At 65.2% G+C, this 12,526-nt stretch carries 14 protein-coding genes; 8 read left to right on the top strand and 6 right to left on the bottom strand.

Going from position 1 to position 12,526, the window contains the following annotated elements; translation table 11 throughout:
* The first annotated feature begins 26 nt into the window (after positions 1 to 26).
* A complete protein-coding gene (locus BRAO375_RS17065) occupies positions 27 to 611 on the top strand; it encodes a peroxidase-related enzyme (protein ID WP_009028708.1) in 585 nt (194 codons plus the stop codon).
* Between the two features lie 7 nt (positions 612 to 618).
* On the opposite strand, the gene BRAO375_RS17060 is transcribed toward BRAO375_RS17065, so the two are convergent.
* A complete protein-coding gene (locus BRAO375_RS17060) occupies positions 619 to 1,242 on the bottom strand; it encodes a ParB-like protein (protein ID WP_009028707.1) in 624 nt (207 codons plus the stop codon).
* A 197-nt stretch (positions 1,243 to 1,439) separates the two neighbouring features.
* Here BRAO375_RS17060 and BRAO375_RS17055 point away from each other — a divergent pair, with 197 nt between their 5' ends.
* The 7 genes from BRAO375_RS17055 to BRAO375_RS17025 all read left to right on the top strand — a co-directional run bounded on the left by BRAO375_RS17055 (position 1,440) and on the right by BRAO375_RS17025 (position 6,776).
* Complete coding sequence (locus tag BRAO375_RS17055; RefSeq protein WP_009028706.1) at positions 1,440 to 1,802, top strand: hypothetical protein; 363 nt, start codon at positions 1,440 to 1,442, stop codon at positions 1,800 to 1,802.
* A 207-nt stretch (positions 1,803 to 2,009) separates the two neighbouring features.
* Positions 2,010 to 2,291: an acyl carrier protein gene (locus BRAO375_RS17050; protein ID WP_006609130.1), complete on the top strand. Its 282-nt coding sequence runs from the start codon at positions 2,010 to 2,012 to the stop codon at positions 2,289 to 2,291.
* A gap of 9 nt (positions 2,292 to 2,300) precedes the next feature.
* Positions 2,301 to 2,771 (top strand): 3-hydroxyacyl-ACP dehydratase FabZ family protein, encoded by a 471-nt coding sequence (locus BRAO375_RS17045; RefSeq protein WP_009028705.1) that lies wholly within the window; start codon positions 2,301 to 2,303, stop codon positions 2,769 to 2,771.
* The gene (locus BRAO375_RS17040) at positions 2,768 to 3,973 is read left to right on the top strand and encodes a beta-ketoacyl-ACP synthase (protein ID WP_009028704.1); all 1,206 of its coding nucleotides are present in this window, start codon (positions 2,768 to 2,770) and stop codon (positions 3,971 to 3,973) included. Before BRAO375_RS17045 ends, BRAO375_RS17040 begins: the two co-directional genes overlap by 4 nt.
* Before the next feature lie 39 nt (positions 3,974 to 4,012).
* Positions 4,013 to 5,287, top strand: coding sequence for a beta-ketoacyl-ACP synthase (locus tag BRAO375_RS17035; protein WP_008962796.1), 1,275 nt, complete (start codon positions 4,013 to 4,015; stop codon positions 5,285 to 5,287).
* Between the two features lie 17 nt (positions 5,288 to 5,304).
* Complete coding sequence (locus BRAO375_RS17030) at positions 5,305 to 6,237, top strand: lipid A biosynthesis lauroyl acyltransferase (protein WP_009028703.1); 933 nt, start codon at positions 5,305 to 5,307, stop codon at positions 6,235 to 6,237.
* A 161-nt stretch (positions 6,238 to 6,398) separates the two neighbouring features.
* Entirely contained in the window at positions 6,399 to 6,776 is a 378-nt protein-coding gene (locus BRAO375_RS17025) for a VOC family protein (RefSeq protein WP_009028702.1), read from the top strand.
* Between the two features lie 131 nt (positions 6,777 to 6,907).
* Here the strand turns inward: BRAO375_RS17025 and BRAO375_RS17020 are convergent, their stop codons facing one another.
* The 5 genes from BRAO375_RS17020 to BRAO375_RS17000 form a co-directional block, all read right to left on the bottom strand.
* A complete protein-coding gene (locus BRAO375_RS17020; protein ID WP_009028701.1) occupies positions 6,908 to 8,014 on the bottom strand; it encodes a polyamine ABC transporter substrate-binding protein in 1,107 nt (368 codons plus the stop codon).
* 12 nt (positions 8,015 to 8,026) lie between these two features.
* The gene (locus BRAO375_RS17015; protein WP_009028700.1) at positions 8,027 to 9,190 is read right to left on the bottom strand and encodes an aminotransferase; all 1,164 of its coding nucleotides are present in this window, start codon (positions 9,188 to 9,190) and stop codon (positions 8,027 to 8,029) included.
* Positions 9,191 to 9,199: 9 nt separating this feature from the next.
* The gene (locus BRAO375_RS17010) at positions 9,200 to 9,529 is read right to left on the bottom strand and encodes a rhodanese-like domain-containing protein (protein ID WP_085964511.1); all 330 of its coding nucleotides are present in this window, start codon (positions 9,527 to 9,529) and stop codon (positions 9,200 to 9,202) included.
* A gap of 110 nt (positions 9,530 to 9,639) precedes the next feature.
* Complete coding sequence (locus tag BRAO375_RS17005) at positions 9,640 to 11,562, bottom strand: potassium transporter Kup (RefSeq protein ID WP_009028698.1); 1,923 nt, start codon at positions 11,560 to 11,562, stop codon at positions 9,640 to 9,642.
* A 155-nt stretch (positions 11,563 to 11,717) separates the two neighbouring features.
* On the bottom strand, positions 11,718 to 12,526 hold an 809-nt coding region (locus BRAO375_RS17000), incomplete at its 5' end, for a KUP/HAK/KT family potassium transporter (protein WP_035640725.1).

Here is a 12,526-nt window from a genome sequence, read left to right as displayed (position 1 = left end):
CCACACGCCACGCCGGACCCGTTGCCATGACCCAGCCCGCCATCAGCCGCTTCCCCGTCCCCGCGATCGACGCGCTGCCGGACGACATCCGCACGCGCCTGTTAGGGGTGCAGGAGAAGAGCGGCTTCGTGCCCAACGTCTTCCTCACCTTGGCGCACCGGCCCGACGAGTTCCGCGCCTTCTTTGCCTATCATGATGCGCTGATGGACAAGGATGGCGGGCTGACCAAGGCCGAGCGCGAGATGATCGTGGTGGCGACCTCGAGCGCCAACCAGTGCCAGTATTGCGTCATCGCCCACGGCGCGATCCTGCGCATCCGCGCCAAGAATCCCCTGATCGCCGACCAGATCGCGATCAACTACCGCAAGGCCGATATCACCCCGCGCCACCGCGCCATGCTCGACTTCGCGATGAAGGTCGCGCTGGAGGCGCAGACCGTCGGCGATGCCGACTTCAAGACGCTGACCGGCCACGGCTTCAGCGACGACGATATCTGGGACATTGCCGCAATCGCGGCCTTCTTCGCGCTGTCGAACCGGATGGCCAACGTCACGGGCATGCGGCCCAATGACGAGTTCTATCTGATGGGGCGGCTGCCAAAGGCGAAGTAAGCGCTGATCAGTCGTCCGACGCCGGGCCGCACCAGCCGGGCAGATAGACGGCGTCATGGCCCTTGGCGAGCGCCAGCGCGTGCTCCATGGCCGCGGCGAAATGCGTCTCGACCGTCTTGCGCTTGACCTTGCGGCGCAGGAAATCAGCCCACAGGAACTCGCTGAATGGCGTGGTGTCCTTGGCGAAGCCGCCGGCGCGGCGCAGCTCGCCGGCCAGGCTCCGGAACGGATCGTCCTTCAGGTCAGCGACGCTCTTCGGCAGGTCCTTGAAGTGCCGCCGCTCGCCCTTGGCGTCGTAGGGATACACCCAGCGCTTGTTGTCCATCACGTTCCAGAAGCCGTCGGGATCGACCATCGAGAGATCGCCGATCACCGTGACCAGCACGTCCTTGACGCCCTCGTCGTGCAGCGCCCGCGCCAGGTGATGGTGGTCGACCACGTAGTGCCGCTTGTCCGGTCCGAGCACGACCGGGATCATGTGCTTGCCGAGCAGCTCGGCCTTCTTCTTAGCCTTGTGCTCGCGAAAACGCGCGCGCTTCTCCTTCACCTCGCGCATGCCCACCGTCATCTGCGTCGGACGCAGCGACAGGATCGGGATCGGATGCAACAGCGGCTCGCGTAAATTGGCCATGGGTCGGCTCCAATGGACGTCGTCAACAGCTCCGGCGAGATCGGCGCCGGCAGCACGCGGGTTCCATCGATACACCAGATGCAGTGGCGACGACACATCCGCAGGGCGAGACGCTCGTCTGATGCAGCTCAATAGCAGCAAAGTTTCTTTGTGGGAGCTTAGGCCCGCGTGCTAAGAAAGAGCATCGGAGTCGAGGCATGAAGACCCAGCGCCCCATCGCAGCGGAGGACGAGCATCGCGTGGTGCCGTTCCGGCCGCGCAATGGTCCGGTGCGGCGCGTCGCCGAAGGCGGCAGTCCGAACGTCAATCCCCCTGTGCCGCTACGGCGTCCCGAGCCGGTGTCCCTCGACCTCTCCCGCTACGAGCAGCCGCGCGAGGAGCCCGACGATTTCCGCCACCGTATCCTGGCCAACATCGCCGCCATCGCCTTCACCATCGCGCTGACCGCGATCGGCATCTGGCTGGCGATGAGCATCGCCGATCTGCGCAAGACCCAGGACTGCCTGCTGACCGGACGGCGCGACTGCGCCCGCATCATCACCGAGACCTACACGCCCTGACGGGGCGCCTGGCCTCCCTGACAGGGCATCACAATCCCGCCACAACCGCCCTGTCCGGCTCCATTGAACTCACGGCGGCGCTCCGATATACGGGCACACGACTCCCGGGCGACGGGGGTATCAGGGCTCGCATCAGACGCCTTTCGGGGGCGCGGTGTCCTCTCGTCGCCACCTACCGGATTAGCTTCAAAATTCAAAGGCTTAGTGATGTCCTCAACATTCGATCAGGTCGCCACGATCATCGCTGAAACCTGCGACATCCCGCGCGACACGATCACGCCGGATAGCCACGCCATCGACGATCTGGGCATCGACAGCCTCGATTTCCTCGACATCGCTTTCGCGATCGACAAGGCCTTCGGCATCAAGCTGCCGCTCGAGAAGTGGACGCAGGAAGTCAACGACGGCAAAGCCAGCACCGAGCAGTATTTCGTGCTCAAGAACCTGTGCGCCCGCATCGACGAGCTGGTCGCCGCCAAGGGCGCCTGAGCGCCCGCCATGCAGATCGAATACTTCCTGCTGATCGACCGCATTCTCGACCTCAAGCTGGACGAGAAGACCATCACCGTCGAAGCCAAGGTTCCCACCGAGAGCACGATCTTCGAAGGCCACTTCCCGGGCTATCCGATCATGCCCGGCGTGCTGCTGATCGAGTCGATGGCGCAGACCTCCGGCTGGCTGCTGCTCGCGCTGATGAAGTTCGAGCGGATGCCGTTCCTTGCCGCCGTGAAGGAAGCCAAGATGCGTGGCTTCGTGCAGCCGGGCGAGGTGCTGACCGTCGAGGCCAACGTGCTGCATGAGGGCTCCGGCTACGCCATCACCGAGGCGCGCGTGAAGGTCGGCGGCAAGCTGCGCTCGAACGCGACGATCACGTTCAGCCACGTCCCCTTCCCCAATCCGGAGCTGCGCGGACACATGGACGCCGTCGCCGAGCGCGTCGGCTTTCCGCAACAGATCCTGCAGCGATGAGTGAGACGCCTTCCGTGACATCAGCCCCCGTCGAAGTCTGGATCACCGGCATCGGCCTTGCGACCTCGCTTGGCGAGGGCCTCGATGCGAACTGGGAGGCTCTCAACGCCGGCCAGATCAATGTCGATGAGAAGGGCTTTGCCCCTTACATCGTGCATCCCTGGGCCAAGGTGAATCTCGAGGCGCAGATCCCGAAGAAGGAACAGCGCCAGATGGAGGCGTGGCAGCGCATCGGCACCTATGCCGCGGGGCTCGCGCTGGATTCCGCCGGCCTCAAGGGCAACAAGGACATCCTGTCCCGGATGGACATGATCGTCGCTGCCGGCGGCGGCGAGCGCGACATCTCGGTCGACACCGCGATTCTCAACGCGGAAGCCGAGGGCAACTGCACGCCGGGCTTCCTCAACGACCGGCTGATGAGCGATCTGCGCCCGACGCTGTTTCTGGCGCAGCTCTCGAACCTGCTTGCCGGCAATATCGCGATCTCGCACGGCGTCTGCGGCACCTCGCGCACCTTCATGGGCGAGGAAGTCGCGGGCGTCGACGCGTTCAAGATCGCCCTGGCCCGCATCGCCGGCGGACAGAGCGACATCGCGCTGGTCGGCGGCTCGCATAATGGCGAGCGCAAGGACCTGCTCGTGCTCTACGAGTTCGGCGACTACAATCTCAAGAACGAGTTCAAGCCGGTGTGGGCGCGCAAGGAGCATCCGGGCTTCGCGCTCGGCTCGGCCGGCGCGTTCCTGGTGCTCGAATCGAAGCCGCATGCCGAGGCGCGCGGCGCCAAGCCGCTGGCGCGGCTGAGCAAGGTCGTCGCCGATCGCGCCCGCCGCAAGGAGGCTGGTGCCGTCACCGGCACGCTCGACCGGCTGTGGTCGGCGCTCGACGTGCACGACGCCGCGGGCGCGATCATCACCGGCGCCACCGGCGCCGAGCCCGTGACGTCGGAGGAGCGCGCGTTCCTCGACCATCACAAGTCTTTCGCCGTGCGCTCGAGCGGCACCCGCTTCGGCCACACGATGGAGGCGCATTTCGCGCTCGATCTCGCGCTCGCCGCGCTGTCGATCTCGCGCGGCGCGCTGTTCGCGCCCGGCGACACGTCCGGCGTCGAGAGCGAGATGAAGCAGGCTCCGACCCAGATCGTGGTGGTCGGTGCCGGCCATTACCGCGGCGAAGGCATGGCCTTGGTCGAAGCTGTCAAGTGAACGCGGCGCGCGGCTGAAGACGACGCGACGGGGGACATCATGAGTGTACGCGACAAGTTTGGACGCCCCGTCGTGGTCGTGACGGGCATGGGCATCGTCACCTCGCTCGGGGCCGGCAAGTCCGACAATTGGACCAAGCTGGTGGCCGGCGAGTCCGGCATCCGCACCATCACGCGCTTCCCGATCGACGGGCTGAAGACGACGATGGCCGGCACGGTGGACTTCGTGCCGGTGGCGCCGTTCACGTCGACCGGCCTCTCCGAGCGGCTCGGCCACATGGCCGTCGAGGAAGCAATCGCGCAGGCCGGCATCGGCTCCAAGGGCGACTTCCCCGGCCCGCTGTTTCTCGCGGTTGCTCCTGTCGAGATCGAGTGGCCGCAGCGGCTCGAGCTCGCGCACGAGGTCGGCGGCACGCACTTCACCTATGACGACCTGCTGAAGGTCTGCGGCGGCGGCAAGTTCGTCAACTATCACCACCGCTTCCTGTTCGGCTCGGTGGCGGATTCGCTGTCGGACACCTTCGGCACCAAGGGCTCACCGATCTCGCTGTCGACCGCCTGCGCCTCCGGCGCCACCGCGATCCAGCTCGGCGTCGAGGCGATCCGCCGCGGCGAGACCGACGTCGCGCTGTGCGCGGCGACTGAAGGCTCGGTCAATCCGGAAGGCCTGGTGCGCTTCTCGCTGCTGTCGGCGCTGTCCACGCAGAACGATCCGCCGCAAGCCGCCTCCAAGCCGTTCTCCAAGAACCGAGACGGCTTCGTCATGGCCGAGGGCGCCGGCGCGCTGGTGCTGGAGAGCTACGACGCGGCCGTGGCGCGCGGCGCCAAGATCCTCGGCGTCGTCGCTGGCTGCGGCGAGCTGACGGACTCGTTCCACCGCACCCGCTCCTCGCCGGACGGCAAGCCGATCATCGGCTGCATCCGCAAGGCGCTGGCCGACGCCGGCATGGCGCCCGAGCAGATCGACCATATCAACGCCCACGGCACCGCGACGCCCGAGAACGACAAGATGGAATATGTCGGCGTCTCCGCCGTGTTCGGCGAGCACACCGGCAAGATCCCGGTCTCGTCCAACAAGTCGATGGTCGGTCACACCATCTCGGCGGCCGGCGCGGTCGAGGCGATCATCTCGCTGCTCACGCTCGAGCATCAGCTGATCCCGCCGACCATCAACTACGACATTCCGGATCCCGCGATCCTGTTCGATGTCGTCGGCAACAAGGCCCGCGAGGCGCGCGTCACGGCCGTGATGTCAAACTCGTTCGGCTTCGGCGGCCAGAACGCTTCGCTGATCCTGACCCGCGAACCGGCCTGATCGGCCTGTCGGCATCGATGAGTCTCATTCCGCTCCGGACCAAGCTCGTCATCCGCCAGAAGGTGAAGTCGCTCGGGTCTTCCGCCGTCGGCGCGCTGACGGTCGGCATGCTCAAGACCACGCGCTATTTCGATCCGCAGAAGACGGCCGACCGCTTCGCGCGCATCGCGCAGTGGATCGGCCCCCGCTTGCGCGAGCAGCGCATCGGCCGCGACAATCTCACCAAGGCTTTCCCGGAGAAATCGCCCGAGGAGATCGAGCATATTCTCGCCGGCGTCTGGGACAATCTCGGCCGCGTCGGCGCCGAGTTCGCGCATCTCGACAAGATCTGGGACTACGACGAGGAGCATCCTGAGCGCAGCCGCATCGAGCTGACGCCGCGGACGCACGAGCTGTTCCATCAGCTCCGCCTCGACGGCAAGCCGGCGCTGATCTTTGCGAGCCATCTCGCCAACTGGGAAATGCCCGCGCTCGCCGCCGTCGCCCACAAGCTGGATACCGCGATCCTCTATCGCCGCCCCAACATCGCCGCCGCCGACCGCATCATCCAGGAGATGCGCCAGGTGAAGATGGGCACGCTGATCCCGGCCGGCCGGGACGCGCCGCTGCGGCTGGGCCAGGCGCTCAAGAACGGCCAGCACGTCGCGATGCTGGTCGATCAGTATTTGACCGGCGGCGTCGAGGTGACGTTCTTCGGCCGCAAGACCCGCGCCAATCCGATGCTGGCCCGCCTGCTCCGCCAGGTCGAATGCCCCGTGCATGGCGTGCGCATCATCCGCCTCCCTGGCAACCGCTTCCAAGCCGAGCTATCGGAGGAAGTGAAGCCGGTGCGCGATGCCAATGGACAGATTGACATCCAGGGCATGACGCAAGCTGTGACCAACGTCGTGGAAGGCTGGGTGCGCGAATATCCAGAGCAATGGCTCTGGCTGCACCGCCGCTGGCGGTAATCGCTTCGCGCGGTCAAATTCCACCACAAGGAAGGCAGCCGATAGCATCGCCTTCCATCAGCGGACCCTACGAAGAAAACTCTTACCTCACGTAGCAACGCTCGCTACCTTGGCGCCGTATCCGACACGCTGTTCGGAATCTCCAGGGAGGATAAGCGCTGATGTTTTCGCACATCATGATCGGCACCAACGACCTCGACAAGGCCAAGGCCTTCTACGACAAGCTCCTGGGCACCCTCGGCGTGCGCCCGGCCAAGGTCGACGGCCACCGCATCTTCTACATCACGCCGACCGGCATCTTCTCGGTCTCCAAGCCGATCAACGGCCAGCCCGCGACGCCGGCCAACGGCGGCACCATCGGCTATGCCTGCAGTTCGCCCGAACAAGTCGATGCCTGGCACGCAGCGGGCCTCGAAGCCGGCGGCACCACCTGTGAAGATCCGCCTGGCGTGCGCCAGGGATCAACCGGCAAGCTGTACCTCGCGTATTTGCGTGACCTCGACGGCAACAAGCTCTGCGCGATGCACCGGCTGGCGTGAGCTTTCAACCGATTTGTCAGGTCGACGAAGCTATCAAGTTTCGTCATTCCGGGGCGATGCGCAGCATCGAACCCGGAATCTCGAGATTCCGGGTCTGGTGCTTACGCACCATCCCGGAATGACGGGGATCTTCACCGCCCGGTCTTCACCTTCGTCCAGAGCCGGTTGATGATCCGCTGAGTCGCTGGCTCGCGGGCGGTGATGACGAACAGCTTCTTCAAGGTCGCGTCATCAGGATAGATGTTCTTGTCGCCGAGGATCTTCGGGTCGATCAGCTTCTGGCTCGCCAGATTGCCGTTGGCGTAGGACAGGAAATCCGAGTTCTTGGCGGCGACCTCCGGCCGGTAGAGATAGTTGATCAGCGCATACGCCTCGGGCACGTGCTGGGCGTCGGCGGGAATCGCAAAATTGTCGAAGAACATCTGCGCGCCCTCTTTCGGAATCGCGTAGCCGATCTCGATGCCGTTCTTCGCCTCCTCGGCGCGGCTGCGGGCCTGCATGATGTCGCCGGACCAGCCGACGACGAGGCAGATCTCGCCGGTGGCGAGCGCACTCAAATATTCGGAGGAGTGAAACTTGCGCACGGAGGGTGCGACCTTGCCGACCACCTCGGCGGCCTTCTCCAGGTCGGCCTGCTTGGTCGAGTTCGGATCGAGGCCGAGATAGTTCAGCGCCGCCGGAAAGATGTCGTCGGCGGAGTCCAGCATGTGGACGCCGCAATCCTTGAACTTGGCGAGATTCTCCGGCTTGAACACCATGTCCCAGCTGTCGATCCGCGCGCCCGGCCCTAAGATCTTCTCGATCGTCTTGACGTTGTAGCCGATCCCGGTCGTGCCCCACATGTAGTTGGCGGCGAACTGGTTGCCGGGATCGTAGATGGCGAGACGCTCGGTCACGACCGGCCACGCATTGGCGAGGTTCGGCAGCTTGGACTTGTCGAGCGGCTGGAAGATCTTGGCCTTGATCTGGCGCTGCAGGAAATACGCCGTAGGGACCACGACGTCGTAGCCGGACTTGCCGGCGAGCAGCCGCGTCTCCAGCGTCTCGTTGGCGTCGAAGGTGTCGTAGACGACCTTGATGCCGGTCTCCTTGGTGAAGTCGTCGAGGACACCGGGCGCCATGTAGTTCGACCAGTTGTAGAAGTTCACGACGCGCTCTTCGGCACTACCAGCCGAGACCGAAAGCGTCAGCACTGCGGCGGCCAGCGCCAGAGCCGAACGAATGCAGCCGCGCGTCATGAGGCTCCTCTCCTAGCGTCGGTGGATGGCGTCGGACAGGCGCTCCAGTGCCGTGTCGAGCGTGGCGTCCTTCTTGGCGAAGCAGAACCGGACGACCGAGGTCACGGCGTCCTTCTCGTAAAACGCCGACACCGGAATCGCCGCCACCTTGTAGTCGTGAACGATGCGCCGGCAGAACTGCTCGTCGGTCTCGTTGAGGCCGAGTGGCGACAGGTCGACGGTGAGGAAGTACGTCCCCTGCGCCTTCAGCACGGGAAAACCCAGGCTCTCGAGCCCGGCTGTCAGCCGGTCGCGGCTGCGCGAGAGCTCGGCGCGCATGTTGACGAAGTAATCGTCGGATTTGCCGAGGCCGTAGGCCACCGCCATCTGCAGGTTCGGCGCGGTCGTGAAGGTCAGGAACTGGTGCACCTTGGCGGCGACGCGCAGCAGCTGCGGCGCGGCACAGACGAAGCCGATCTTCCAGCCCGTCAGCGAGAAGATCTTGCCGGCCGACCCGACCTTGATGGTGCGGTCGCGCATGCCGGGAATGGTGATCAGCGGGATGTGCTCGCGGCCGTCGAACACCACATGCTCCCAGACCTCGTCGCAGATCGCGACCGCGTCGAACTCCTGGCAGAAGCGCGCCAGCAGCTCGAGGTCCTCGCGCGGATAGACCACGGCGGCCGGGTTGAGCGGGTTGTTGAACAGCACCGCCTTGGTCTTCGGCGAGAACGCGGAGCGCAGCATCTCCTCGGACAGTCGCCAATGCGGCGGCTCGAGCCGCAGCAGCTTCGGGATGCCGCCGGCCTGGCGGATGATCGGCAGGTAGGAATCGTAGACCGGCTGGAAGCAGATCACCTCGTCGCCCGGCTCGACCACCGACAGGATCGCCGAGGTCAGCGCCTCGGTGCCGCCCGAGGTGACCATGACCTCGCTCATCGGGTCGAGATCGAGCTTGTGCCAGTGCTTGTAGTGCGCCGCGATCGCCAGGCGCAGCTCGGGCAGGCCCATCATCGAGGGGTACTGGTTGTAGCCGTTCAACACCGCGTCAGCCGCGGCGCGGCGGATATCCTCCGGACCGGGATCGTCGGGGAAGCCCTGCCCCAGATTGATGGCGTTGTTGTCGCGCGCGAGCTGCGACATCTGCTCGAAAATAGTGACGGGCAGATCGGCGAAGACCTTGTTCTGCGAGATCATGATGCCGCGTCAGCCGCCGGTCTTGATCGGCAGGCCGGCCGCCTTCCAGCCGAGCATCCCGCCTTGCAGATGCTTGTCATACGCCAGGCCCGCCGCCTGCGCGGCCATCGAGGCGGTGACCGAGCGCTTGCCGGAGCGGCAGGCGAACACGACGTCCTTGCCTTTCGGATCCGGGATCAGCTTCGGGTCGAAGCTCGACAAGGGAATAACGATGCCGTCCGGATAGGCTTCCGCAGCAACTTCGTTCGGCTCGCGGACGTCCACCAGAAGAATTCGCCCCTCGGCGAGCCCCTTGGCCACGTCCTGCGGGGTCAAATCGTGCACAACAGCCACGCCCATCCTCCAAAGCCTTCAGCGGAGCCGGACAAGGCCCCGAACCGGCGCCAAACTCGCCCCGCACGCGCGGAAAATCAAGCGCCTCGGCGGGCTGTTCAACGCCTCGCCGCACCCTAGATCGTGACCTGTGTTCCGACCTCGACCACGCGCCCGCTCGGGATCTGGAAATAGTCGGTGGCGTCGTTGGCCGAGCGGCTCATCGAGATGAACAGGTGATCCTGCCAGCGCGGCATGCCGGAATGCGCCGCCGGCTTGAGCGCTCGGCGCGACAGGAAGAACGAGGTCGACATGATGTCGAACTGCCAGCCGAGCTTGCGCGCGATCGCCAGTGCCCGCGGCACGTTCGGCGACTCCATGAAGCCGAAGCGCAGGGTGACCTTGGAGAAGGTCGGGCTGATCTGCTCCAGGCGCACCCGCTCCGACGGGTCGATGCGCGGCGTCGGCGCGGTCTCAATGGTCAGGATGACGTTCTTCTCGTGCAGCACCTTGTAGTGCTTGAGGCTGTGCATCAGCGCCGTCGGCGCACTCAGCGGATCGGAGGTCAGGAAGACGGCCGTGCCGGGCACCCGCTGCGGCGGCCGTTTCTCCAGCATCGCGACGAGGTCGGCGAGCGGGAACTCCAGCTTGCGCGACTTGTCGAACAAGAGCCGGCTGCCACGCCGCCACGTATACATCAGCGTCATCACGAAGCCGCCGAGCGCCAGCGGCACCCAGCCGCCCTCCAGCACCTTCAGGAGGTTCGCCGACAGGAAGGTCAGGTCCAGGAACAGGAACGGCGCAATCAATGCAGCCGCGGCGAACGGCGACCACCGCCAGACCTTCCAGATCACGACGAAGCCCATCATGGCGGTCACCACCATCGTGCCCGTGACCGAGATGCCGTAGGCCGACGCCAGCGCGCTGGAAGATTTGAACAACAGCACCAGCAGCACCACCGAGAGCAGCAGCAGCTTGTTGATGCGCGGAATATAGATCTGGCCGGAATGCGCCTCGGAGGTATGGCGGATCTCGAAGCGCGGCAGCAGCCCGAGCTGGATCGCCTGCCGGGTCAGCGAATAGGCGCCGGTGATGACGGCTTGGCTCGCGATCACGGTCGCGACGGTGGCCAACGCCACCATCGGGATCAGCGCCCAATCCGGAAACATCAGGAAGAACGGGTTCTCGATCGCCTTGGCGTCGGCAATGACCAGCGCGCCCTGCCCCAGATAGTTCAGCGCCAGCGACGGCAGCACGACGAACAGCCAGGCGGTCTGGATCGGTCGCTTGCCGAAATGGCCCAGGTCGGCATAGAGCGCCTCGGCTCCCGTCACCGCGAGGAACACGGCGCCGAGCGTGATGAAGCCGACGATCCCGTGATGCAGCATGAAGGTCACGGCATTGAGCGGGTTGACCGCCCAGAGCACCTCGGGATGACGCAGGATCGGCGGCAGTGCCGCGACCCCAATCACCAGGAACCAGATCAGCATGATCGGACCGAAAAAGGCGGCGACCTTGGCCGTGCCGCGCACCTGAACCGCGAACAGCATGACCAGGATGATGATCGTCATCGGCACGACATAGGGGTCGAACGCCGCCGTCACGAGTTTGACGCCCTCGATCGCCGACAAGACCGAAAGGGCTGGCGTGATCACGGCGTCGCCGTAGAAAAGCGCGCCCGAGATGATGCCGAGCAGGACGATCGTGCCGGCGCCGCGGGTGATCCCGCGCTGTGCCAACGCCATAAGGGCCAGGGTCCCGCCCTCGCCGTGATTGTCGGCACGCAGCAGGATGACGACGTATTTCAGGGTGACGACGACCACCAGCGCCCACAGGATCAGCGAGAGCACACCCATGACGGCATGGGGAGCGGGATCGCCGCTGCTGCTGGCCGCAGCCACGGCCTCGCGCAGCGCGTAGAGCGGGCTGGTGCCGATGTCGCCATAGACGACGCCGATGCTCCCCAGGGTTAGCGCGGTGAAGCTGGCCGTGGAGTGGGCATCGCCATGCCCGTTGGTCGCCGGCGTTTCCGCGGGCGTGGCTGCGATGTCGGCTGTCATTGGGGTAGCCCTCTCGAGGACTGGTTAAATGCTTCACTGCACAAGATGGCAGAGCGCGCGGCTTATAGCCGTAGCGCCTGAGCTATGCCCTGCAGATATTGCATGTCAGCAAGGCCCTTCAACATATCTTAAACGGTTCGAAGGTCCTCAGACCGTCAAATCGTTACCTGAGTACCAACTTCCACCACCCGTCCGGTCGGAATCTGGAAGTAGTCGGTCGCGTCGTTGGCCGAGCGGCTCAGCCCGATGAACAGATGGTCCTGCCAAGCCGGCATGCCGGATTGCGACGACGGCTTCAGCGACCGGCGCGAGACGAAGAACGACGTCGACATGATGTCGAACTGCCAGCCGAGCTTGCGCGCGACCGCAAGCGCCCGCGGCACGTTCGGCGATTCCATGAAGCCGAAGCGCAGCCGGACCTTGGAGAACTTCTCGCTGATCTTCTCCATCCGCACCCGCTCGGCCACGTCGACACGCGGCGTCTGCGCGGTCTCGATGGTCAGGATGACGTTGTGCTCGTGCAGCACCTTGTTGTGTTTGAGATTGTGCAGCAGCGCTGTCGGCACCGAGGTGGGATCGCTGGTGAGGAAGACGGCGGTGCCCTTGACGATGTGCGGCGGCCGCTTCTCCAGGCTCGCGACGAGATCGTCGAGCGGAACCTCGATCTTGCGGGTCTTCAGCATCAGGATCGCCGAGCCGCGTCGCCAGGTCCAGATCGTCACCACCATCGCGGCGCCGAACAGCAGCGGCACCCAGGCGCCTTCGAACAGCTTGAGCAGGTTGGCGCTGAAGAAGGTCAGGTCGACGATCACGAACGGAGCGATGATCGCCGCGGCCACCGCGGCCCGCAGGTTCCAGAGCTTCCAGATCACCACGAAGCCCATGATGCCGTCAGCCACCATCGTCGTGGACACCGCGATGCCATAGGCGGACGCCAGGTTGCTCGAGGTCCGGAACAACAGCA

The organism is Bradyrhizobium sp. ORS 375 (genome assembly GCF_000239775.1).
Lineage (GTDB): Bacteria > Pseudomonadota > Alphaproteobacteria > Rhizobiales > Xanthobacteraceae > Bradyrhizobium.
This window is presented reverse-complemented; position numbering and strand designations above follow the sequence as displayed.

Coding starts and splice junctions, on each gene's coding strand:
- BRAO375_RS17065 (WP_009028708.1), top strand. CDS start 27: ATGACCCAGCCCGCCATCAGCCGCTTCCCCGTCCCCGCGATCGACGCG.
- BRAO375_RS17060 (WP_009028707.1), bottom strand. CDS start 1,242: ATGGCCAATTTACGCGAGCCGCTGTTGCATCCGATCCCGATCCTGTCG.
- BRAO375_RS17055 (WP_009028706.1), top strand. CDS start 1,440: ATGAAGACCCAGCGCCCCATCGCAGCGGAGGACGAGCATCGCGTGGTG.
- BRAO375_RS17050 (WP_006609130.1), top strand. CDS start 2,010: ATGTCCTCAACATTCGATCAGGTCGCCACGATCATCGCTGAAACCTGC.
- BRAO375_RS17045 (WP_009028705.1), top strand. CDS start 2,301: ATGCAGATCGAATACTTCCTGCTGATCGACCGCATTCTCGACCTCAAG.
- BRAO375_RS17040 (WP_009028704.1), top strand. CDS start 2,768: ATGAGTGAGACGCCTTCCGTGACATCAGCCCCCGTCGAAGTCTGGATC.
- BRAO375_RS17035 (WP_008962796.1), top strand. CDS start 4,013: ATGAGTGTACGCGACAAGTTTGGACGCCCCGTCGTGGTCGTGACGGGC.
- BRAO375_RS17030 (WP_009028703.1), top strand. CDS start 5,305: ATGAGTCTCATTCCGCTCCGGACCAAGCTCGTCATCCGCCAGAAGGTG.
- BRAO375_RS17025 (WP_009028702.1), top strand. CDS start 6,399: ATGTTTTCGCACATCATGATCGGCACCAACGACCTCGACAAGGCCAAG.
- BRAO375_RS17020 (WP_009028701.1), bottom strand. CDS start 8,014: ATGACGCGCGGCTGCATTCGTTCGGCTCTGGCGCTGGCCGCCGCAGTG.
- BRAO375_RS17015 (WP_009028700.1), bottom strand. CDS start 9,190: ATGATCTCGCAGAACAAGGTCTTCGCCGATCTGCCCGTCACTATTTTC.
- BRAO375_RS17010 (WP_085964511.1), bottom strand. CDS start 9,529: ATGGGCGTGGCTGTTGTGCACGATTTGACCCCGCAGGACGTGGCCAAG.
- BRAO375_RS17005 (WP_009028698.1), bottom strand. CDS start 11,562: ATGACAGCCGACATCGCAGCCACGCCCGCGGAAACGCCGGCGACCAAC.